Genomic DNA, 22,324 nt, shown 5'->3' with positions numbered 1-22,324 from the left:
GATTTCGCATGGAAACCTCATCAACCCACGCTATTGTCAGTGCTTTGACCAAAGCCATTGTCGAGCACCGGCTCATGCCGGGCTCCAAATTGGCTGAGCAAAAGTTAGCCACCCACTTTGGTGTTTCCAGAACTCTGGTCAGGCAGGCCCTTTTTCAGCTCTCCCAAAACAAGCTCATCCGAATGGAGCCCGCGCGCGGCGCTTTTGTGGCCGCGCCCTCCGCCGACGAAGCCAAACAAGTTTTTGCGGTCAGGCGCATGTTGGAAGTGCAAATGACGCGGGAATTTGTTCGAGACATCACCCCCGCCAAAGTGCGCGCCTTGAAGGCCCACATCAAACAAGAAAAAGAAGCCATTTCGCACGAAGACGTGAGGGGGCGCACCGAATTGTTGGGCGATTTCCATGTGCGCATTGCAGAGCTCATGGGCAATCCGGTATTGGCGCAAATATTGGGCGAGCTTATTTCGCGCTGTGCCCTCATTACTCTGATGTACCAATCACAAAATGCCGCACAGCATTCTGCTGAAGAGCATGATGAAATTGTCGACGCCATGGCGCAGAAGAATGCCGATTTAGCGGCGCAGCTCATGGAGTCGCATTTGAATTTTGTGGAGCAAAGTTTGAGCTTCAACAAAAAAATCCCGACCTACGATATTGCATTGGCCTTGTCATGAACCACGCCCCCTACGACACCACAGCCCCCTACCCACGCGACCTCCAAGGCTATGGCCGTGACGTGCCCCACGCCCAATGGCCTGGGCAAGCTCGCGTTGCCGTTCAGTTTGTTTTGAACTACGAAGAAGGTGGTGAAAATTCTGTGCTGCATGGCGATGCAGGCTCTGAGCAGTTCTTGTCTGAAATGTTCAGCCCTGCCGCCTATCCCGAACGCCATATCAGCATGGAAGGCATTTACGAATATGGCTCCCGTGCAGGCGTCTGGCGCATTTTGCGTGAATTTGAAAAACGCCAATTGCCCTTGACAGTGTTTGGGGTGGCCACGGCCCTGCAAAAACACACAGATGTCTTGGCCGCATGCCAAGAATTGGGCTACGACATTGCATGCCATGGTTTGAAGTGGATTCACTATCAAAACATTGACGAAGCCACCGAGCGTGCGCACATGGCAGAAGCCATGGCCATCATGAAAGACCTCATGGGCGAGCGACCCTTGGGTTGGTACACAGGCCGCGACAGCCCTCGCACACGCCGCTTGGTGGCCGATTTTGGCGGCTTCGAATACGACAGCGACTACTACGGTGACGACCTGCCCTTTTGGATGAAAGTACAAAAGAGCGATGGTCAATTGGCCCCCCAACTCATCGTGCCCTACACCTTAGATTGCAACGACATGCGCTTTGCACTGCCTCAAGGCTACTCGCATGCCGACCCGTTTTTCCAGTACATGAAAGACACCTTCGACGCACTCTACAAAGAAGGCGATCCGCAAGGTTTGAACCGCCCCAAGATGATGAGCATTGGCATGCACTGCCGACTCTTGGGCAGGCCTGGTCGCATTACTGCCTTGCAAAGATTTTTGGACCACATCCAAGCCCATGACCAAGTGTGGGTCTGTCGCAGATTAGATGTTGCGCGCCACTGGAAAGCCACACACCCCTACGCAACATGACACTGACTCTGACACAACTCAACACGGCCACTGTCGCCGAGGCCACGCAACTGCTCGATGGCCTTTATGAGCACTCGCCTTGGATTGCAGAACGGGCCTTGGCACAACGGCCCTTTGCTTCTTGGGCGCACCTGAAACATTGCATGACGCAAGTTCTGCAAGACGCAGGTCGCGATGCACAGATTGGCCTGATTCGGGCCCACCCCGAGTTGGCTGGCAAAGCCATGGTGCGCAAAGAATTAACTGCAGAATCTACCAACGAGCAGAGCAAGGCTGGCTTAACGGAGTGCACACCCGAAGAATTTGAAAAAATTCAAACGCTCAACGCAGCCTACAACCAAAAATTTGGCTGGCCCTTTATTTTGGCGGTGCGCGGACCGCGCGGCAAAGGTCTCAATAAACATCAAATCATTGCCACTTTTGAACGTCGACTCAACGGACACCCTGATTTTGAATTGCAAGAATGTTTGCGCAATATTCATCGCATCGTTGAAATTCGGTTGAACGACAAAGCGGCATGTGAACCCACACAGGGCCACCAGGTTTGGGACTGGCAAGAGGAACTTGCACAGTTCAGCGATCCGGGCTTCAAAGAAAATGGCCAACTGACTGTGACCTACCTCACAGAAGCTCACATGGCTTGTAGCGCCAGCATTCAACAGACCATGAAATCTGCCGGATTTGACGAAGTGTTTGTCGACGCGGTGGGCAACGTGGTGGGCCGATATCAGCCTTCCAAATCAGGCGCACCTTATCTCATGACAGGCAGCCATTTTGACACCGTGCGAAATGGCGGCAAATACGATGGCAGGCTAGGTATTTATGTGCCGATTGCTTGCGTTCAGCAACTGTCACAACAAAAGCAACGCCTGCCCTTTGGCCTTGAAGTTGTGGCGTTTGCAGAAGAAGAAGGCCAACGTTACAAAGCCACTTTCTTGGGCTCAGGCGCGTTGGTAGGCCAGTTCAATTCTGAGTGGCTGACGCAACTGGACGCCGATGGCATTTCAATGCGCGAAGCCATGAAAAAAGCGGGCCTCAACGAAAACGAAATTCCTCAAATTCAAAGAAATCCCGCCGATTATTTAGGCTTCATCGAAGTCCACATTGAGCAAGGCCCTGTGCTGAACGAAATGAATTTGCCACTGGGTGTGGTCAGCTCTATCAATGGCAGCGTGCGCTACTTGTGCACCATGGAAGGTGTGGCCAGTCACGCTGGTACCACGCCCATGAATCGCAGGCGCGATGCCGCCCTTGCTGTAGCAGAGTTGGCCCTCTTCATGGAAAAACGCGCAGCGGCCGATGGCGATTCTGTGGCCACCATGGGCCAGCTTCAAGTGCCCAATGGCTCTATCAATGTGGTTCCAGGACGCTGCCTTTTCTCAATGGACATGCGTGCTCCCACTGACCGGCAACGCGACGCTTTAGAACAAGACATCTTGAAAGCCATGGACGAAATTTGCGAACGGCGCGGACTGGTCTGCCAGCGCGAAGTAACGCTCAGAGCGCCTGCTGCACCCAGCGCACCCGCATGGCAAAAGCGCTGGGAGAATGCCCTGAACAGCTTGGGCGTTCCTCTTTACATCATGCCCAGTGGCGCTGGCCACGATGCCATGAAACTGCATGAGCTCATGCCCCAAGCCATGCTGTTTGTGCGCGGCGAAAACAGCGGCATCAGCCACAACCCCTTGGAATCCAGCACCAGCGATGACATTCAACTTTGCGTGGATGCGTTCAACCATGTGCTGAAACAACTTGCCGAAGAAAATTCTTAAAAACTCACCATGAACTCCACACCTAACTACGAACAACTTGATCAGTGGATCGACGCTCACTTTGACGAACAAGTGAAATTTCTTCAAGCCCTGGTGCAGGTTCCGACCGACACGCCACCTGGCAACAATGCGCCTCATGCTGCCAGAACCACGGAGCTTCTCAAAAGCATGGGCTATGAGGCCGAACAGTTTCCTGTCCCCGAAGAGGAAGTCAAAGCCTATGGCCTGACCTCTCTGACCAATTTGATTGTGCGCAGGCACTTTGGCGACGGCGGCAAAACCATCGCCCTGAATGCCCATGGCGATGTGGTGCCCCCAGGTGAAGGCTGGACCCACCCACCCTACGGTGGCGTCATTGAAAATGGCCACATGTACGGCCGCGCCACCGCAGTGAGTAAATGTGATTTTTCAACATTCACATTTGCATTGCGAGCAGTGGAAGCTTTGCAATCCAAACAGCAATTAGCCCTCAAAGGCAATGTCGAATTGCACTTCACATACGACGAAGAATTTGGTGGCGAGAAAGGTCCTGGCTGGCTTTTGGACAAAGGCTTGACCAAGCCAGACCTCATGATTGCAGCGGGCTTTAGCTACCAAGTGGTGACTGCCCACAACGGTTGTTTGCAAATGGAAGTCACCGTGCACGGCAAAATGGCCCACGCTGCCATTCCAGATACGGGCGTGGATGCTTTGCAAGGCGCGGTGCACATTTTGAATCACCTTTACGCCCAAAACAAACTCTATAAGAAAGTTCAATCCAAGGTAGAGGGCATCAATCACCCTTACCTGAATGTGGGCCGCATTGAAGGTGGCACCAATACCAACGTGGTTCCTGGCACGGTCAGTTTCAAACTCGATCGGCGCATGATTCCCGAAGAAAACCCAGAACAAGTTGAAGCCAACATTCGGGAAGTGATTGCGCAGGCTGCGGCAGAATTTAATCAAGGGCGTGCAGCCGATGTCCAAATTCACATTGACATCAAACGAATGCTCATGGCCCACGCCATGAAACCTCTGGCGGGCAATGCACCGCTGGTCAATGCCATCCAACAACACGGCCAAACTGTCTTTGGCGAACCCATACCTGCTATGGGCACGCCTTTGTACACGGACGTCAGGCTCTATGTTGAAAAAGGCATTCCAGGGGTTATTTATGGTGCAGGCCCTCGCACCGTGTTGGAATCTCATGCCAAACGGGCGGATGAACGGCTCAATTTAGAAGATTTGCGGAAGGCCACCAAAGTGATCTCTCGCACCATTTTGGATCTGCTGAAATAAATTCAACCCAAAACAGGGCTTACTCGGGGTTTTACTGATCCCAAACGGCCCAAAACTGTATACACTTTGTAAAACAAGAGGCCAGTTGATGGGATTCATAATGGCATCGATTTTGCTAGTTGTTTGACTGCCATTAATCTCAAATCCGTCCATCACCCATTTGGAGTTCTTATGAAAAAACGTTTCTTGCTTAAAACCACAGCCGCCCTGCTGGCCGCCTGCTCTTTTGGCATGGCCAATGCTCAAAATACACCCTTGAAGTTCCAACTGGATTGGCGCTTTGAAGGTCTATCAGCATTTTTTCTGACACCAGCAGCAAAAGGTTATTTCAAAGACGCCAAGCTGGACGTCACTGTTGACGCTGGCAACGGTTCTGGTGGTGCCGTTACGCGTGTTGCTTCTGGCAGCTACGACGTTGGTTTTGCCGACCTGGCAGCCCTGATGGAATTCCACGCCAACAACCCCGACGCCCCCAACAAGCCTGTGGCCATCATGATGGTCTACAACAACACGCCAGCTTCTGTCATGGCCCTCAAAAAATCAGGCATCAAAACGCCTGCCGATTTGGCTGGCAAGAAATTGGGTGCGCCTGTGTTTGACGCAGGTCGCCGCGCTTTCCCCATCTTCCAAAAAGCCAACAGCATTGGCAACGTAGCTTGGACGGCCATGGATCCTCCATTGCGTGAAACCATGTTGGTTCGCGGCGATGTCGATGCCATCACTGGCTTCACCTTCACATCCCTCTTGAACATTGAAGCTCGCGGCGTGAAAGCCGACGACGTGGTGGTCATGCAGTACCCTGACTTTGGTGTGAAGCTGTACGGCAATGCCATCATTGCATCACCCAAGATCATCAAAGAAAACCCAGCTGCATTGAAAGCTTTCTTGTCTGCCTTCACCAAAGGCGCTAAAGACGTGATGGCCAACCCTGCCGCAGCCATTGCCGATGTCAAAGCACGTGACGGCATCATCAACGTTGAACTCGAAACACGTCGCTTGCAGTTGGCCATCGACACGGTCATTAACAGCCCCTCCGCCCGCGAAGAAGGCTTTGGCCAAATCAAAGGTCCCCGTTTGTCTTTGATGGCTTCACAAGTTTCTGATGCGTTCAACACCAAGACACGCGTCAAGGCAGATGACATTTGGAACGGTTCTTTCTTGCCTAGCGCCAAAGAACTCGACATCTTGCCAAAACCAAAGAAGTAATGACTGATTGAACAAGGCGGCCTGTTTTGACCACTGCAAATTTCGTTGATTTTCAAAATGTTTGGTTGGCCTACAACGATGAGTTGTTGGCCCAAAATCACTTCGCAGTTGAGGACATCAACTTGCAAGTCAAACAGGGCGAGTTCATTGCCATTGTCGGCCCCTCGGGCTGCGGCAAGTCCACCTTCATGAAGCTGACCACGGGACTAAAGCGTCCCAGCAAAGGTCAAATTTTTGTCGATGGCCAACCCGTGACAGGTCCCTTGAAAATCAGTGGCATGGCATTCCAGGCGCCGTCTTTGTTGCCTTGGCGCACCACGCTCGACAATGTCTTGCTCCCGCTTGAAATTGTCGAGCCCTTCCGCTCTCAGTTCAAACAACGCAAAGCCGAGTTTGCAGAGCGCGCCATCAAACTGTTAAAGACAGTGGGCTTGGGCGGTTACGAAAACAAGTTCCCTTGGCAACTCTCTGGCGGCATGCAACAACGCGCCAGCATTTGCCGCGCGCTCATTCACGAGCCCAAAATGCTGCTGCTTGACGAACCCTTTGGTGCGCTCGATGCATTCACCCGCGAAGAGTTGTGGTGCATCTTGCGCGACCTCTGGACCGAACAAAAGTTCAACGTTATTTTGGTCACGCACGATTTGCGCGAATCAGTTTTCTTGGCCGACACGGTTTATGTCATGAGCAAAAGCCCAGGACGTTTCGTGGTCAAGAAAGAAATCGACTTGCCGCGTCCCCGCGACTTGGAAGTCACTTACACGCCTGAGTTCACCAACATCGTTCACGAGTTGCGTGGCCACATTGGTGCCATTCGCCAAGCCGGCGCCGTTATCAATCAATAAGCAGGTGATGTTGTGAACAAAAAAACACTCGAACAAACAGCACCTTGGTTTTTGCTCATCATCACCATTGCCATTTGGCAGGCGGTGTGCAGCATCTTCAATGTTTCTGAATTTATTTTCCCCAGCCCGCTGCGCATTGCACAGCAAACGGTTGAATTCAGTGGCGTCATAGCCGCACACGCATGGCGCACCTACTGGGTCACCATGGCGGGCTTTGGCATTGCCATTGTGGTGGGCGTCTTGCTTGGCTTTGTCATTGGTAGCTCACGCTTAGCCTATGCCGCGGTTTACCCCCTCATGACCGCCTTCAACGCATTGCCCAAAGCGGCCTTCGTGCCGATCTTGGTGGTGTGGTTCGGCATCGGCATTGGCCCCGCCATCCTCACAGCTTTCTTAATCAGCTTCTTCCCCATCATGGTGAACATTGCCACGGGCTTGGCCACTCTCGAGCCCGAACTTGAAGACGTGTTGCGTGTGCTGGGAGCAAAACGCTGGGACGTGTTGGTCAAGGTGGGTTTGCCCCGCTCCATGCCCTACTTCTATGGCTCCCTCAAGGTGGCAATTACCTTGGCCTTTGTGGGCACCACAGTGTCTGAAATGACAGCGGCCAATGAAGGCATTGGTTACCTCTTGATTTCCGCGGGTTCGGCCATGCAAATGGGCCTGGCTTTTTCTGGATTGATGGTGGTGGGTGCCATGGCCATGGTGATGTACGAACTTTTTAGCTACATCGAAAAGCACACCACAGCTTGGGCCCACCGCGGCACCAACAACGAATAAACCATTCCCTCTAGGTTTATTTCCAGACCGGCTCTAAAGGCTTGACCTTTAGAGCCGATTCCTTACGATGCACCAGTAAATCGAAATGCCAGTTCGGCATTTTGAGAAATTGCATCGCTATAGGGAGCAAGTTCCATGACCGAGTCAGCACAGTCCAATGCGGATGCAAAACCCACAGCCGTGGTATCTGGCAATCCGAACGTTTGGGACATCTTGTTCCTGATTTTTTTAGCATGCACCTTAGTTTGCGTTGCATGGGTTGGCGTTTTGTCACACGAAGAAGGCAATAAAAACGAAGTCACCAAACAAAATGGTGAAGCTTGGGTGAAGTGGCTCAAAGACAATAGCGAGCCACGTATTCAAGAAGACTTTGCCATCGAAAGTTGCGCTGCCAGTGCCATGGAAAGAAGGCGCTGGGGAGATTGCTTCAATGAGATCATGGAAAGTGTCAAAGAACTCAATGGGCTTAAAAACGCTTTTACAGGTGAACCCGTTGCGTTCATTGCCAAGTGCGACCCCAAAGACAGAAGCACAGTTGGCAGCATAGTTTTAGAGAAAATTGTGCCAACACCACCAGGATCAGCGGTACCCGCGGTCGCATCACAATTGGTAGAAATGGATGCCATTGATACCAAGCTTGCCCTCAAACTAACTGTCTGCAACAAAGGTGGCTACCCCATCAAAGTCGATGAGTTCGAATTTTAAACAGGGGTCACCATGTCCAATCAGAGCATTGAATCCCAGCTTCTTTCGCACGAAGTCGAAATTTCCAGCGATTTGCCATTCAGAAAATGGCTGTATGCATGGCTGCTAGATCCGCACATAGAAGGCAATCATCAAAAATCAATCGATCATTGGATTGGATTATTGATTGTCGCCAACTTGTTCGCACTGGTCTTTGAACATGTGCCAGCCATCTTTGAGCCCAATCAAGTTTGGTTTCACTATTTTGATGTGATATCCGTCCTCATCTTCACAATTGAATATGCAGTTCGGTTTTATCTAGCACCAGAGGACGAAGAATTTAAGAAGCATCGTTTTGCTCGCGCACGCTATGCCACCAGTCCCTTTGCAATCATCGACTTAGTGGCCATTTTGCCTTTCTTCCTGCAAGCCTTCATTTCGATTGATTTGCGATTCTTGCGATTCCTGCGATTGCTTCGAATCTTGAAGTTGTTCAGGGTCTTGATTCCTGCTTACAAAGAATTTGTCCAAGCCAACAAGGGCCGAACATTCCGTCAAAAAATGCACGCCTTGGTATTCCCAAGTGAATATGGTGGTGAGCTCCATCACATGTTCGACACATTCATTGTGATTTGGGTCATCATCTCAGTGCTTGCTGTGATCTTTGAATCCGTTCACAGCATCCATTACTTGCTGAACTTAGAGTTCCTCATACTGGATGCCATTGCGGTGAGTATTTTTACCGTCGAGTATTGCTTGCGGCTCTATTGCTGCGTCGAAGAGCCAGGTTATCAAAGGGCTGTAGCAGGACGCCTCAAATTGGCCAAGTCAACATCTTCCATCATTGACTTGTTGGCCATTGCACCCTTCTTCCTTGAAGTGTTCTTGCATCACTTGTTTGACTTGCGATTCATGCGAGTCTTCCGCTTGCTGCGGTTACTCAAGTTAACTCGATACACCGGTGCCACGCAGTCGCTGTCCAAGGTGGTTGCCCGTGAATGGCCTGTCATGGCGGCCTCGGCTTTCATTATGTTGTTGCTGGTAGTGATGACAGCCAGTTTGGGCTATCTGTTTGAGCACGAAGCACAACCAGAAAAATTTGAAAACATTCCACAATCCATTTACTGGGCTGTCATTACCCTGGCATCCGTGGGCTACGGCGATATATCTCCCGTCACACCAGCAGGACGGGCTATGACCATTGTTTTGGCGCTGATCGGAATTGGTATTTTTGCAATTCCGGCTGCCCTTTTGTCTTCTGCCTTCAGCGATCAACTCAAAATGGACCGAGAAGCCTTGGTCAACAAGCTATATGAAATGCTTGCGGATGGCAACATTGACGAGTCGGAAGCCGAATACATCAAACATGAAGCCAAACGCCTGCACTTGAGTGATGAGGAAGTTAGAGTCCTCATTGAAAAAGCAAAGCGAGAGCGTGAATTGATGGACGATGTGTCAGTCTTGCCATTGCATAAAATAGCAAGCAATACAGACCACACCATTGAACATTTCAAACACTTGCTGGGCCAAGTCAGACAGCTCAGCTTGCTGACCGATCAAGACAAGTTCCACGCTGCAGTTGATAGCTCAGAACGTTTAACTGAAACAGACAAGAAGCTCTGGACCTTGATTGCCCTTCAGCAATCAGCTTCTAACGAGCGCTGATCTCCATGGCATGGCACGCTGAACTCAAGCTTGATTACACCTCGGAGTCTCAGCGTACCGTTGCCAGGCATTCTCACCAGGGGCCGCTGCGCATTTTAAAGAGCCTTTACCCCGAAGGCGATTCAATCTGTCACAACGTCCTAGTTCACCCGCCAGGTGGATTGGTTGGCGGTGACACCATTGACATTCAAGTGTCTGTCGCAACAGGTGCGCATGGTTTGGTGAGTACGCCAGGCGCCACGCGCTTTTACAAATCTGGCGGCCACCCTGCTTTGCAGCAAGTGGTTGCCCATGTGTCCGATCAAGCCCGACTTGAATGGCTGCCGCTTGAGGCCATTGCCTACAACGACTGCGAAGCCACCAACCGTGCTGTTTTCCATTTGGCACCGAATGCTGAATTGATCACTTGGGATGTGACTGCGTTGGGCCTCCCCTCCTCGGACCAATCTTTTAAGCAGGGCCACTTTCAGCAGCACCTAGAAATTCCAGGTGTCTGGCTGGAGCGAGGCAACATTCAAGGCAATGACGCACGTTGGCTCAACAGTCCTTTGGGATTGGCGGGCCAAAAGTGTTTTGCCAGCTTGGTGTTTGCCTGCGGTTCGCCTATCGCGCCTGAACGCGTAGAGAGAGCCCTAGAGGCCGCAAGAAGCCTCATAGAGGCCAACCCCCTCAAACTACAAGCCGGCATCACTTGCGCGCATCCACAGGTGATTGTGATGCGGGTCATGTCGCCCTTGGTAGAGCCCAGCATGGACTTGCTCAAGCAAGTCTGGGCTTGTTGGCGACACACCCTCTGGCAATTGCCCAGCGAACCACCCAGAATTTGGAGCGTTTAAATGGCCACCAACTGCCGAATGCCCTTGGCTTGCATTTCGTGGCCGGGGCCTTTGGCAATCACTTCGCCGCGCTCCATCACCATGTAAGCGTCGGCCAGCTCTTCGGCAAAGTCGTAGTACTGCTCACAGAGCAAAACCGCCATGCGTTGGCCTTGCATGCCCTCATCGGCCAGCTTGCGAATGACCCGGCCAATGTCTTTGATGATGCTGGGCTGAATGCCTTCGGTGGGCTCGTCCAAAATGAGTAGCTTGGGTTTGGCCGCCAAGGCCCGGGCAATGGCCAACTGCTGTTGCTGACCGCCTGAGAGATCGCCACCGCGGCGGTGCAGCATTTGTTTAAGCACTGGAAACAACTCAAACAATTCGGCAGGAATAGGCGTACCGCCGGGCTGTGTAGCCAAGCCCATCAGCAGGTTCTCTTCCACTGTTAGACGCGCAAAAATTTCGCGGCCTTGCGGTACATAACCCACGCCGGCACGCGCACGCTCATAGGGCGTTGCTTTAGTGAGATCGTGCTCACCCAAAACAACCGAGCCACTTTTGATAGGCACCACACCCATCAGAGATTTCAAGAGAGTGGTTTTGCCCACACCATTGCGGCCCAGCAATACCGTCACTTCGCCCTGCTTGGCTTCCAAACTCACGTCACGCAAGATGTGAGAGCCGCCGTAATACTGCTGAATGTTTTTGACCGTTAAATTCATATCGCTTCGCCTTAGCGGCCCAAATAAACTTCAATCACGCGCTCGTCAGACTGCACTTGATCTAGCGTGCCTTGCGCCAGCACAGATCCATCACACAGCACCGTCACGATGTCAGAGATTGTTTTGATAAAGCCCATGTCGTGCTCCACCACCATCAATGAATGCTTGCCCTTCAAGGTCAAAAACAACTCTGCGGTTCTTTCGGTTTCGTGATCGGTCATACCGGCCACGGGTTCGTCTAGCAACAAAAGCTTAGGGTCTTGCATGAGCAGCATGCCAATCTCTAGCCACTGCTTTTGGCCATGGCTTAAATTGCCGGCTTGTGTCCGCACGCTGTCGGCCAAGTGAATGGTGTGAAGGACTTCCGCCAAACGATCGGACTGCGCAGAGTCCAACTTGAAGAACATGGATGCCTTCACACCCTTAGGTGTTTTAAGCGCAAGTTCCAAATTTTCAAACACTGTGAGTTGTTCAAAGACTGTGGGCTTTTGGAATTTACGCCCAATGCCCAGTTGCGCAATTTCGGGTTCGTTGTGACGCAGTAAATCGATGGTGCTGCCAAAAAACACTTGACCTTCATCGGGCCGTGTTTTGCCCGTGATGATGTCCATCATGGTGGTTTTGCCTGCGCCATTGGGGCCAATGATGCAACGCAATTCGCCGGGAGCAATGTCCAATGACAGTTTGTTGATGGCCTTGAAGCCGTCAAAGCTGACGCTCACATCTTCCAAATACAAAATTCGACCGTGTGACACATCCACTTCACCGGGGGTGTGAATGCGGCCATAGCTGGCATCACGACCGCCCGATTCAGTTGCACTAGATTGGTACTTTTCAGGTGCATGTGCAGCCACTCGCTGCGCACCTTGTTTCATGAGGTCAGGGGTCATGATCGGCCTCCTTTGATGCGCTGTACCAAGCCCACCACACCTTGCGGCAAGAACAAGGTGACCGCAATGAACAAGGCACCCAAGAAGTACAACCAAAATTCTGGCGCTGTGACCGTTAGCCAACTCTTGGCGCCATTCACTAAGAAGGCTCCCACCACTGGGCCAATCAAACTTCCACGGCCACCTACTGCAGCCCATACGGCTATTTCAATGGAGTTGGCAGGGCTCATTTCGCCCGGATTGATGATGCCCACTTGCGGCACATACAAGGCACCGGCGACGCCGCACATGACAGCCGAGATGACCCAGATGCTGAGTTTGTAAGGCAGTGGCGAATAGCCAGAGAACATGACGCGAGACTCTGCATCACGGATGGCCTGCAACACGCGACCAAATTTGCTGCGAATGAGCCAACGGGCCATCAAGAAAAATCCGAGCAAAGTCAGGCCCGTCAAGACAAACAAAATCATGCGCATATTGGGCGTGGCCAATGGCAAATCCATAATACGTTTGAAATCGGTAAAGCCATTGTTGCCACCAAAGCCTGTTTCGTTGCGAAAGAACAAGAGCATGGCAGCGAAGGTCATCGCTTGGGTAATGATGGAGAAGTACACGCCTTTGATGCGTGAGCGAAAGGCAAAGTAGCCAAATACGCCCGACACCACAGCAGGCACCAACACAATCAAAAACAAGGTGGCTACAAAACTATCAGAAAAAGTCCAGTGCCAAGGCAACTCTTTCCAATCGAGGAACACCATGAAGTCGGGTAAGTTGCTTTTGTAGTTGCCATCGGTACCAATTTGGCGCATAAGGTACATGCCCATGGCATAACCGCCAATGGCAAAGAACAAGCCATGCCCCAAGGACAAGATGCCGGTGTAGCCCCAAATCAAATCCATGGCCAAGGCGCAAATGGCATAGCACATGATTTTGCCAACAAGGCTGACGGCGTAGTCGCTAAAGTGCAACCAATGGCCTTGCGGCACGACCAAGTTCATAACGGGTACACAAAGGCACACCAAGATTAGGGCAACCAGAAATGCTGTCCAGCCTTTGCGCGTAAACAAAGGCTCGCGGCCTGGCAATTCAATTTTAGGAATCGTTAAGTTTGTCATCTCAAGCCTCCGCGCTCCGACCCTTCATGGCAAAAATACCTTGAGGTCGTTTTTGAATGAAGATGATGATGAACACTAAAACACAAATCTTGGCGAGGACAGCGCCAGTGACGCCTTCCAATAGTTTGTTGGCCAAACCCAAACCCAGGGCAGCATAGACGGTGCCAGCCAATTGACCCACGCCGCCGAGCACCACCACCATGAAGGCATCGACGATGTAGTTCTGACCTAAGTCTGGACCCACATTGCCTACCTGACTTAAGGCGCACCCCGCCAAGCCGGCAATGCCGGAACCCAAGGCAAAAGCATAGGTGTCAATGCGCGCCGTATTCACCCCCATGCACGAAGCCATAGGTCGATTTTGTGTGACGCCGCGTACAAACAAACCCAAACGCGTTTTGGTAATCACCAATGACATACCAATGAGTACAGCAGCTGCAAAGGCAATGATCACCAATCGGTTGTAAGGCAGCGTCAAATTGGACAAAACTTGTATGCCACCACTCATCCAAGCAGGGTTTTCAACGCCTACGTTTTGGGCGCCAAACAAGGAGCGGACCGCTTGCATCAAGATTAAGCTGATACCCCATGTGGCCAGCAAAGATTCCAAAGGTCGGCCGTACAAATGGCGCAAGACCGTGCGTTCCATGAAGGCACCCACCAGTGCAGAAGCTAAGAAGGACAACGGCACAGCCAGCAAAAGGTAAGCATCGAAGTAACCTGGTAAATATTGACGGAAGAGCATTTGCACCACGTAGGTGGCGTAAGCGCCAATCATCATGAGTTCGCCGTGCGCCATGTTGATCACACCCATCAAGCCATAGGTAATGGCAAGGCCCAAGGCCACCAACAACAAGATAGAACCCAAGCTGGCACCTGTGAACAAGGCGCCTAAACGTTCACCTGTTTTTAAGGCGCCTTCAATGGCCGTCAAAGATTTGCGAAGCTGCGCCTTCACTTGTGCGTCAGTCTCTTCGGACAAGCGTTGATTCAAAAGTAGCTGTGTTTCGGGTGTTTGGCTTTCTGCCAAACGTTGCGCTGAAGACAAACGCACACCCGCATCGGTATCGCCTAATTGCGCAGCAGCTTTTGCCAATTGAAGTAAATTTTTAAGACTTGCGTCTTGTTCTTGCGCAAGCGCTTTGTTCAATAAAGGCAACTTGCTGGCATCGTGTTCTTTCAGCAAAGCCTTGATGGCTTGCTTGCGCAGACCGCTATCGGCACTGAACAATTTCAATGCAGCCAGTGCCGTTTCAATTTCTCCACGGAAGCGGTTGTTGCTCACCACATCTTGCGCATCGGCTGGCAAATCTTGCTTTTGTCCGGTGAGCGGATCGAGTGCTTTACCAGCGCCCAAGCTGTCACGCACAATCCAAATTTTGTCGCCTGCAACTTTGACAGCATCGTCTGCCAAGGCTTGCAGAAACACCAAAGTATTTTCATCGCCCTGCGCCACCACTTTGTTCAGGGTCTCAATTCTTTGATCGGTCTCGCCGTCAACCAATCCCTTTATCTCTGCCAAGCTCATGGCTTTTGCAGGGCTAGCCATCAATGCCATCGCCAAGGATGTAACCAGGATAAATACCACTGGCCAAGTTCTAAATCGAATCATGTTTCGTCTTTGCGACATTCAATAAAAAAGAGGAAGGACGACACCGTCCTTCCTCTAGGACGCTCTACAAAAAATTACTTCTTAGCAGGTTCGTCAGGCTTCTTGTCGTTGCCAGGGATGTAAGGGCTCCATGGCTTGGCTTTGACAGGGCCTGGTGTTTTCCAAACCACGTTGAATTGGCCGTCAGCCTTGATTTCGCCGATGAACACAGACTTGTGCAAGTGGTGGTTTTTCTCATCCATTTTGGATGTGATGCCACTCGGTGCTGTGAAAGTTTGGCCGGCCATGGCAGCAATCACTTTGTCCACATCGGTTGTTTTGGCTTTTTCAACCGCTTGCTTCCACATGTTGATACCAATGTAAGTGGCTTCCATCGGGTCGTTGGTCAAAGGCTTGTCTTTGTGACCTGCAATGTTCTTGGCCTTGGCGTATGCAGCCCACTTTTTAGTGAACTCGTCATTGGCGGGGTTCTTGATGCTCATGAAATAGTTCCATGCAGCCAAGTGACCAACCAAAGGCTTGGTGTCCACGCCGCGCAACTCTTCTTCACCCACAGAGAAGGCCACCACAGGCACGTCTTTGGCTTTCAAACCAGCGTTGCCCAATTCTTTATAGAAAGGCACATTGGAGTCACCGTTGATGGTGGACACCACGGCTGTTTTGCCGCCGGCAGAAAACTTCTTGATATCAGCCACAATGGTTTGATAATCTGAATGACCAAACGGTGTGTATTTTTCATCGATGTCTGTGTCTTTCACGCCTTTGCTCTTGAGGTAAGCGCGCAAAATTTTGTTGGTGGTGCGGGGGTACACATAGTCGGTACCCAGCAAGACCCAACGCTTGGCAGAACCACCGTCTTTGCTCATCAAATAGTCAACCGCTGGAATGGCTTGTTGGTTGGGTGCAGCGCCTGTGTAGAACACGTTTTTGGACAGCTCTTCACCTTCGTACTGCACGGGGTAGAACAGCAAGCCGTTCATTTCTTCAACCACGGGCAACACAGATTTACGTGACACAGAAGTCCAGCAACCGAAGATCACGGACACTTTGTCTTGACCCAAGAGTTGCTTTGTTTTTTCTGCAAACAAAGGCCAATTGGAAGCAGGGTCAACCACCACGGGTTCCAGCTTTTTACCCAACACACCGCCTTTGGCGTTGATTTCATCGATGGTCATCAACACGGTGTCTTTCAACACAGTTTCAGAAATGGCCATGGTGCCAGACAAGCTGTGCAAGATACCCACTTTGATGGTGTTTGAGGTTTGCGCTTGTACAGAGAAAGACAAGCCGCCTGCCACTAAGGCAGATGCAAGGGCCAAGGCTTTGAGATTGCCACGACGATTCAACATAAGAGCACTCCAATCGATTAAGGAAGGTTGGTAAACAAGCGAAGAACTGCAACGCTGCACAAGCCTCTGCAAGGGCTGTGCCAACCTTTTGGTTTTCCCTAGGTTTCAGAGTGAAGATCAATGTCCAGTGGACGTCTTTGCAAATTAACTGACACCTAGCTTTCACATTCAATGCACGAGACCCAACTCGTCATGAACCACTTTTGTGCACGGCAATATTTTTGGCACCAAAATCGATCTGCACTGTTGCGGTGCGCCTTAGATTGCCTAAATTTTTTGGGGCATGCTAGTTGCTTGAGGTAAGCTTGAATCTCATTTCCTTCAGAGTGCACCATGGAACTCACACCTCGCGAAAAAGACAAATTGCTAATCTTCACCGCCGGCCTCTTGGCCGAACGCAGAAAAGCGCGCGGTCTCAAACTCAATTACCCCGAAGCTGTGGCCTTTATCAGTGCCGCCGTGATGGAAGGCGCCAGAGATGGCAAGACAGTGGCGCAACTCATGAGTGATGGCCGCACCCTGCTCACCCGCGCCGATGTCATGGATGGCATTGCAGAAATGATTCCCGACATTCAAGTGGAAGCCACCTTCCCCGACGGCACCAAACTGGTGACCGTGCATCAACCCATCGTTTAAAACACTTGCCTAACTAGGAGACCCTCATGTTGAACCAAACAAACCGCTTCTTCAAATTGCTTGCATTGAGCCTCGTATTTTTGGGCACACGCTTAGCGTTTGCCCACGCCGGCCATGGCGAGCCACATGGAACAGATGCCCACGCCTCTGACTTCATGAGCTACGTCATTGGCTTTATCGCTGCCACGGCATTCGTCAATTTTGGCGGGATGGGTATTGCCCAATACATCAAGGGCAATTTGAGCCAAGCGCGTGCACTGATCTTGGGTTCACTCTGCACGGCCTGTGTCCTTGTCTTTATTTATTGGTTCACTCAAGTTTGAAAGCCAAGCCATGACACCAGGTGAACTTTTTATAGACGAGGGCCAACATGCCCTGAATATTGGCCGCAGAACCTGCACCTTGGTGGTTCAAAACACCAGCGACCGACCCATTCAAGTGGGATCGCACTATCACTTTGCCGAGACCAATGCTGGCTTAAGCTTTGACCGTACAGCAGCACACGGCATGCGCTTGAACATAGCGTCTGGCACCGCAGTTAGGTTTGAACCTGGCCAGCAACGCACCATTGAATTGGTTGACTATTCAGGTGATCGCATCATCTTTGGCTTCAGAGCTTTGACCAACGGCCCGCTTGACGCCTCTTCCAAGAAAGCTGCCTAACATGGCCCACATCAACAAACGCGCTTACGCCGAAATGTTTGGCCCCACCGTGGGCGACCGTGTTCGCTTGGCCGACACCGAGCTCATCATTGAAGTTGAAAAAGACTTCACACTACAAGCCGGTGGCTATGGCGAAGAAGTTAAATTTGGCGGTGGCAAAACCATTCGCGACGGCATGTCGCAATCGCAACGCACCAATGCAGAAGGTGCTATGGATTGCGTGCTCACCAACGCCCTCATCATTGACCACTGGGGCATTGTCAAGGCCGACATTGGTCTCAAAGGCAATCGCATTGCGGCCATCGGCAAAGCCGGCAACCCCGACACACAACCCGGCGTCGACATCATCATTGGCCCTGGTACCGAAATCATCAGCTGCGAAGGCATGATCGTCACAGCGGGCGGCATCGACACGCACATCCACTTCATTGCACCTCAGCAAATTGAAGAAGCTTTGGCCAGTGGTGTGACCACCATGCTGGGTGGCGGTACCGGCCCGGCTACTGGCACCTTTGCCACCACTTGCACCCCTGGCCCGCACAACATAGAGCGAATGATGCAAGCGGCCGATGCCTTCCCCATGAACTTAGGTTTCTTGGGCAAAGGCAATGCGGCCCTGCCTGACGCATTGCGTGAACAAGTGAACGCGGGTGCTATTGGCCTTAAGCTGCACGAAGATTGGGGCACCACCCCTGCAGCCATCGACAACTGTTTGAACGTGGCTGAAGAAACCGACGTGCAAGTGGCCATCCACTCCGACACCCTCAATGAATCGGGTTTTGTAGAAGACACTGTGGCCGCCTTTAAAGGCCGCACCATTCACACCTTCCATACCGAAGGGGCGGGCGGTGGTCATGCCCCCGACATTTTGAAGGTGGTGGGCGAAGCCAACGTGCTGCCCTCCTCCACCAACCCAACCCGTCCGTTCACCATCAACACCCTAGATGAGCACGTCGACATGTTGATGGTCTGCCACCACCTCGACCCGTCTATTCCAGAAGACTTGGCCTTTGCCGAAAGCCGCATCCGAAAAGAAACCATTGCCGCTGAAGACATCTTGCATGACCTAGGCGCCATCAGCATGTTCAGCTCGGACAGCCAAGCCATGGGCCGTGTGGGCGAAGTCATTTTGCGCTGCTGGCAAACCGCACACAAAATGAAAGTGCAACGCGGCAAGTTGCCTGGCGACACAGAACGCAACGACAACGCCCGCGTGAAGCGCTACATTGCCAAGCTGAGCATCAACCCAGCCATTGCGCACGGCATTAGCCACGAAGTGGGCAGCATTGAAGCTGGCAAGTGGGCCGACTTGGTGCTTTGGAAGCCCGCGTTCTTTGGCGTCAAACCTGCCATCGTCATGAAAGGTGGCTTCATTGCCATGGCTGCTATGGGCGACCCCAATGCGTCTATTCCCACTCCACAGCCTGTTCACTACCGCCCCATGTTTGGCAGCTACGGTGGCGCTTTGGCGCGCGGCTCGCTCACATTCACCTCACAAGCAGGTTTGGCGGCTGGCATTGGTCAGAAGTATGGTTTGCAGAAAACCTTGGCCGCTGTTAAAGGTATTCGCGGCGTGGGCAAACGCCACATGATTCACAACGACTACGCGCCTCAGATGGAAGTGGACGCACAAACTTATGCGGTGCGTGCGGACGGCTTATTGTTGACGTGCGAGCCAGCTGTGAGTTTGCCCATGACACAACGTTACTTCTTGTTCTGATCGATTGAATGCTCACTTGCTCTAAATTAATTTCAGGCGGTCAAGGCCTGGCGCAGGCGCTGATTAAGCGCGCACCCACGGTATCCTTAGATTGGGATGTTCGACAAAAGAGTCGATTCCAAACCGAAGATTCCAGTGGTCGTGTGTTGTCTGTATTTTTGCAGCGCGGCCATGTGGTGCGCGGCGGTGATGTGTTGGTGGCAGACGATGGCAGCCTGATCAAAGTAGAGGCCGCGCCGCAAACCTTGCTGCGCATTACGGCATGTACTGCGCATGGTTCGCCGTTTGACCTGACACGTGCGGCTTATCACTTGGGCAATCGACATGTGCCCATTGAGCTCAAACCTGATCACCTCAAAATTGAACCCGATTCTGTGTTGGCTGAGATGTTGAGGTCGATGCACCTCATCGTGAACACTGTGGAAGAAGCCTTCGAGCCCGAAGGTGGGGCATACGGTTCGCATCATGGGGGCTCGGGGCACAGTCATGGGGATGACCATGGGCATTCACATGGCCACCACGGCCACGATCATTCAGGCCACGACCACGACCACGATCACGGTCATGGCCACTGAACTCCTTCAACTCATTTGGTTGGCCTCACCTGCTTTACCAGTGGGTGGCTTTTCCTATTCTGAAGCCCTAGAAGCAGCCATCGATCACGAGCACGTCCATGACGAAGCTTCATGCGCAGACTGGCTGGCCGATCAACTGCATCTGTCGCAGGCCCGAGGCGACATGGCCCTCATGGCGCAGGCCATTCCCGCTTGGCAAGCCATGAACACCGATCGATTGAAAGATTTAAGCCAGTGGGCTCATACCACCCGCGAAACGCATGAGATGCGTTTACAAACAGAACAAATGGGCCGATCGTTACTGGACTGGCTGCGCATTCAAAATAAAGCCACAGAGGTCGCTCTAAAGCTCTGCAGCGACATGCGCCCCACCTACCCTATGGCCATGTCTTTGGCCTTGTCGCTGGCCCATGCTCCGCTGGACCAGGCCCTTCAAGCCTACGCCTTTGGTTGGGCCGAAAACATGACGCAGGCCGCACTGAAAGCAGTGCCCTTAGGCCAAGTGTCAGGTCAAAAAATATTGGCTCGATTGGCCCAAGAAATTCCCGAAGCGGTGCAACACGCCATTGCCTTGAGCGATGACGAACGACAAGCTTTTTGCCCCATGCTGGCCGTGCTATCTGCCCGCCACGAAATCCAATACTCCAGACTGTTCAGATCATGACCGCTTTGCACCACATTCCCAATCGCACCAAAAAACTGCCCCCCCTTCGCGTGGGCATCGGCGGCCCCGTGGGTTCCGGCAAAACCACTCTCTTGGAAATGCTCTGCAAAAGCATGAAACAAAAATGGGACTTGGTGGCCATCACCAACGACATCTACACCAAAGAAGACCAACGCTTGCTCACCGTCAGTGGCGCACTCGATGCAGACCGCATCATGGGCGTTGAAACCGGTGGTTGCCCTCACACCGCCATTCGCGAAGATGCCTCCATCAACTTAGAAGCCATCGACCGCATGCTAGAAAAGTTTCCCAATGCCGACGTGGTCTTTGTCGAAAGCGGCGGCGACAACCTGGCCGCCACCTTCAGCCCCGAACTGTCCGACCTCACCATCTACGTGATTGACGTGGCCGCCGGCGAAAAAATCCCACGCAAAGGCGGCCCCGGCATTACCAAAAGTGACCTCTTCGTCATCAACAAAACCGACCTCGCTCCCTACGTCGGCGCCGATCTGGAAGTGATGCACGCCGACACCACCCGCATGCGCACCACCGCCAAGGGCCTCAAACCCTTCGTCATGACCAACCTCAAAACCCAAAGCGGCCTGGCCGACGTCATCGCCTACATCGAAACCCAAGGCATGCTCGTTTAATTGGGGTCAGATCAACATTAATTTTCCAAGTCTGCCCCTGCTAGCCCTTTTTTGGCCTTAGAACGAGGTTACAATTTGACCCACAGGAAGTGTGGCAGAGTGGTCGATTGCACCGGTCTTGAAAACCGGCGGCTCGAAAGGGTCCGTGAGTTCGAATCTCACCGCTTCCGCCAGTATACAACCCTAAGTAATTGATTTACTTAGGGTTTTTTATTTTTCGCTTTCGCTGAGTCACACTCCAAGTCACACTAATGTGCTGGACTTCACCCGTCTCACCGCGACATATCTGGACAATGTCGCTGGGCCACAACGCTTCCAACTCCACACAACTTATCTCGTCATGTCGTTGACACGCCTGGCGCAGGGTGTATCTCAAACCCTTTTCAAAGGATCACAGAGTGTGACTTGCCTCCATAGCCGTATTCAAAAATACTTCTTGTCCTAGTTTCCCAGCGTGTGACCGACATTTTGTTACGCTTCAGTGATGGCTACCAACCACCAGGCCTTGACGGCACATTTAGACGACTGATGCGTGACACAGGCTTGTTGAAGAATGGCCTTGACCCTGTATTCCAGTACCGCCGGTATGTTTAAGTTACCGATCGTTTCTCCCTGAACAGCGTTGGTGGCAAGTATCCAAGTGCACTGTGCGGGTGATACGAATTGTAGTCATCGAACCAACCTTTCAGTTGGGCCATTACTGTTTTTGAATCTGGCCGGTTAGCCAACTTGGCGTAGTCCCGTTTCAGTGTCTTCACAAAGCTCTCGGCCATGCCGTTACTTTGAGGGCTTGTCACAGGTGTTGTCACTGGCTTTAAGCCAAGTTCTTTGGCAAAGCTTCTTGTTTCTGCTGCTGTGTAGCAACTGCCGTTGTCCGTCAGCCACTCAATCGTTTTGGGCGGCTTACCGTTTGATCCAAAACGTTTCTCCACAGCCTGCATCATCAAATCGCCAACTAGTCCGGCATCAATACCTTTGGTAGTGGCAACCCAACTCATGACTTCTCTATCGCAGCAGTCCAATGCGAATGCCACCCTAACTCGTTCTCCGTTG

The 22,324-nt window shown here is 52.1% G+C and carries 23 protein-coding genes and 1 tRNA gene; 18 read left to right on the top strand and 6 right to left on the bottom strand.

The genetic code is table 11. The features are described from left to right. The first annotated feature begins 8 nt into the window (after window positions 1-8). The 10 genes from AMM03_RS09225 to AMM03_RS09180 all read left to right on the top strand — a co-directional run bounded on the left by AMM03_RS09225 (window position 9) and on the right by AMM03_RS09180 (window position 10,693). Window positions 9-674, top strand: a complete 666-nt coding sequence (locus tag AMM03_RS09225; RefSeq protein ID WP_090130882.1) for a GntR family transcriptional regulator — start codon at window positions 9-11, stop codon at window positions 672-674. Beyond that, window positions 671-1,627 (top strand): allantoinase PuuE, encoded by a 957-nt coding sequence (gene puuE, locus AMM03_RS09220; protein WP_090130881.1) that lies wholly within the window; start codon window positions 671-673, stop codon window positions 1,625-1,627. Before AMM03_RS09225 ends, puuE begins: the two co-directional genes overlap by 4 nt. Then, window positions 1,624-3,399, top strand: a complete 1,776-nt coding sequence (uraD, locus tag AMM03_RS09215) for a 2-oxo-4-hydroxy-4-carboxy-5-ureidoimidazoline decarboxylase (RefSeq protein ID WP_090130879.1) — start codon at window positions 1,624-1,626, stop codon at window positions 3,397-3,399. The genes puuE and uraD overlap by 4 nt, the downstream gene beginning before the upstream one ends. A gap of 9 nt (window positions 3,400-3,408) precedes the next feature. Beyond that, window positions 3,409-4,677 (top strand): M20 family metallopeptidase, encoded by a 1,269-nt coding sequence (locus tag AMM03_RS09210; protein ID WP_090130877.1) that lies wholly within the window; start codon window positions 3,409-3,411, stop codon window positions 4,675-4,677. Between the two features lie 171 nt (window positions 4,678-4,848). Then, the gene (locus AMM03_RS09205; protein WP_090130876.1) at window positions 4,849-5,883 is read left to right on the top strand and encodes an ABC transporter substrate-binding protein; all 1,035 of its coding nucleotides are present in this window, start codon (window positions 4,849-4,851) and stop codon (window positions 5,881-5,883) included. 26 nt (window positions 5,884-5,909) lie between these two features. After that, complete coding sequence (locus AMM03_RS09200) at window positions 5,910-6,728, top strand: ABC transporter ATP-binding protein (protein WP_090130874.1); 819 nt, start codon at window positions 5,910-5,912, stop codon at window positions 6,726-6,728. 12 nt (window positions 6,729-6,740) lie between these two features. Then, window positions 6,741-7,508, top strand: coding sequence for an ABC transporter permease (locus tag AMM03_RS09195; protein WP_090130872.1), 768 nt, complete (start codon window positions 6,741-6,743; stop codon window positions 7,506-7,508). A gap of 135 nt (window positions 7,509-7,643) precedes the next feature. After that, a complete protein-coding gene (locus tag AMM03_RS09190; protein ID WP_090130870.1) occupies window positions 7,644-8,213 on the top strand; it encodes a hypothetical protein in 570 nt (189 codons plus the stop codon). Between the two features lie 12 nt (window positions 8,214-8,225). After that, on the top strand, window positions 8,226-9,857 hold the full coding sequence (locus AMM03_RS09185) for an ion transporter (RefSeq protein ID WP_090130868.1): 1,632 nt from the start codon (window positions 8,226-8,228) through the stop codon (window positions 9,855-9,857). Between the two features lie 5 nt (window positions 9,858-9,862). Further along, window positions 9,863-10,693, top strand: a complete 831-nt coding sequence (locus AMM03_RS09180) for an urease accessory protein UreD (RefSeq protein ID WP_090130866.1) — start codon at window positions 9,863-9,865, stop codon at window positions 10,691-10,693. Here AMM03_RS09180 and urtE read toward each other — a convergent pair. From urtE to urtA, 5 genes are all read right to left on the bottom strand, one after another. Then, on the bottom strand, window positions 10,690-11,397 hold the full coding sequence (gene urtE, locus AMM03_RS09175) for an urea ABC transporter ATP-binding subunit UrtE (RefSeq protein ID WP_090130864.1): 708 nt from the start codon (window positions 11,395-11,397) through the stop codon (window positions 10,690-10,692). The genes AMM03_RS09180 and urtE overlap by 4 nt on opposite strands. A gap of 11 nt (window positions 11,398-11,408) precedes the next feature. Beyond that, window positions 11,409-12,287: an urea ABC transporter ATP-binding protein UrtD gene (gene urtD, locus AMM03_RS09170; RefSeq protein ID WP_090130862.1), complete on the bottom strand. Its 879-nt coding sequence runs from the start codon at window positions 12,285-12,287 to the stop codon at window positions 11,409-11,411. Next, complete coding sequence (urtC, locus tag AMM03_RS09165) at window positions 12,284-13,402, bottom strand: urea ABC transporter permease subunit UrtC (protein WP_194942844.1); 1,119 nt, start codon at window positions 13,400-13,402, stop codon at window positions 12,284-12,286. The genes urtD and urtC overlap by 4 nt, the downstream gene beginning before the upstream one ends. 1 nt (window position 13,403) lies before the next feature. Then, a complete protein-coding gene (gene urtB / locus AMM03_RS09160; protein WP_369793689.1) occupies window positions 13,404-14,960 on the bottom strand; it encodes an urea ABC transporter permease subunit UrtB in 1,557 nt (518 codons plus the stop codon). A 128-nt stretch (window positions 14,961-15,088) separates the two neighbouring features. Then, window positions 15,089-16,360, bottom strand: a complete 1,272-nt coding sequence (gene urtA, locus AMM03_RS09155) for an urea ABC transporter substrate-binding protein (protein WP_090131525.1) — start codon at window positions 16,358-16,360, stop codon at window positions 15,089-15,091. A 336-nt stretch (window positions 16,361-16,696) separates the two neighbouring features. On the opposite strand from urtA, the gene ureA reads away from it, so the two are divergent. The 8 genes from ureA to AMM03_RS09110 all read left to right on the top strand — a co-directional run bounded on the left by ureA (window position 16,697) and on the right by AMM03_RS09110 (window position 21,444). Continuing rightward, window positions 16,697-16,999, top strand: coding sequence for an urease subunit gamma (gene ureA, locus AMM03_RS09145; protein WP_090130856.1), 303 nt, complete (start codon window positions 16,697-16,699; stop codon window positions 16,997-16,999). Between the two features lie 26 nt (window positions 17,000-17,025). Continuing rightward, window positions 17,026-17,322, top strand: a complete 297-nt coding sequence (locus tag AMM03_RS09140; RefSeq protein WP_090130854.1) for a HupE/UreJ family protein — start codon at window positions 17,026-17,028, stop codon at window positions 17,320-17,322. Between the two features lie 10 nt (window positions 17,323-17,332). After that, window positions 17,333-17,662, top strand: a complete 330-nt coding sequence (locus AMM03_RS09135; RefSeq protein ID WP_090130852.1) for an urease subunit beta — start codon at window positions 17,333-17,335, stop codon at window positions 17,660-17,662. Window position 17,663: 1 nt separating this feature from the next. Further along, the gene (gene ureC / locus AMM03_RS09130) at window positions 17,664-19,382 is read left to right on the top strand and encodes an urease subunit alpha (RefSeq protein WP_090130851.1); all 1,719 of its coding nucleotides are present in this window, start codon (window positions 17,664-17,666) and stop codon (window positions 19,380-19,382) included. Between the two features lie 8 nt (window positions 19,383-19,390). Beyond that, on the top strand, window positions 19,391-19,957 hold the full coding sequence (ureE, locus tag AMM03_RS09125; RefSeq protein WP_090130849.1) for an urease accessory protein UreE: 567 nt from the start codon (window positions 19,391-19,393) through the stop codon (window positions 19,955-19,957). Then, window positions 19,947-20,621 carry an urease accessory protein UreF gene (locus AMM03_RS09120; RefSeq protein ID WP_090130847.1) on the top strand — a complete coding sequence of 225 codons (675 nt, stop codon included), beginning with the start codon at window positions 19,947-19,949 and terminating at the stop codon, window positions 20,619-20,621. Before ureE ends, AMM03_RS09120 begins: the two co-directional genes overlap by 11 nt. Continuing rightward, on the top strand, window positions 20,615-21,271 hold the full coding sequence (gene ureG, locus AMM03_RS09115; RefSeq protein ID WP_090131523.1) for an urease accessory protein UreG: 657 nt from the start codon (window positions 20,615-20,617) through the stop codon (window positions 21,269-21,271). Before AMM03_RS09120 ends, ureG begins: the two co-directional genes overlap by 7 nt. A gap of 85 nt (window positions 21,272-21,356) precedes the next feature. Next, window positions 21,357-21,444 (top strand) — tRNA-Ser (locus AMM03_RS09110). Window positions 21,445-21,861: 417 nt separating this feature from the next. On the opposite strand, the gene AMM03_RS09105 is transcribed toward AMM03_RS09110, so the two are convergent. Next, a partial coding sequence (locus AMM03_RS09105) for an integrase core domain-containing protein (protein ID WP_194942843.1) occupies window positions 21,862-22,324 on the bottom strand: 463 nt, incomplete at its 5' end.

This window comes from Limnohabitans sp. Rim11, from assembly GCF_001269365.1.
GTDB lineage: Bacteria > Pseudomonadota > Gammaproteobacteria > Burkholderiales > Burkholderiaceae_C > Limnohabitans_A.
The sequence above is the reverse complement of the archived record's forward strand: the minus strand, read 5'-3'. Positions and strand labels throughout refer to the sequence as shown.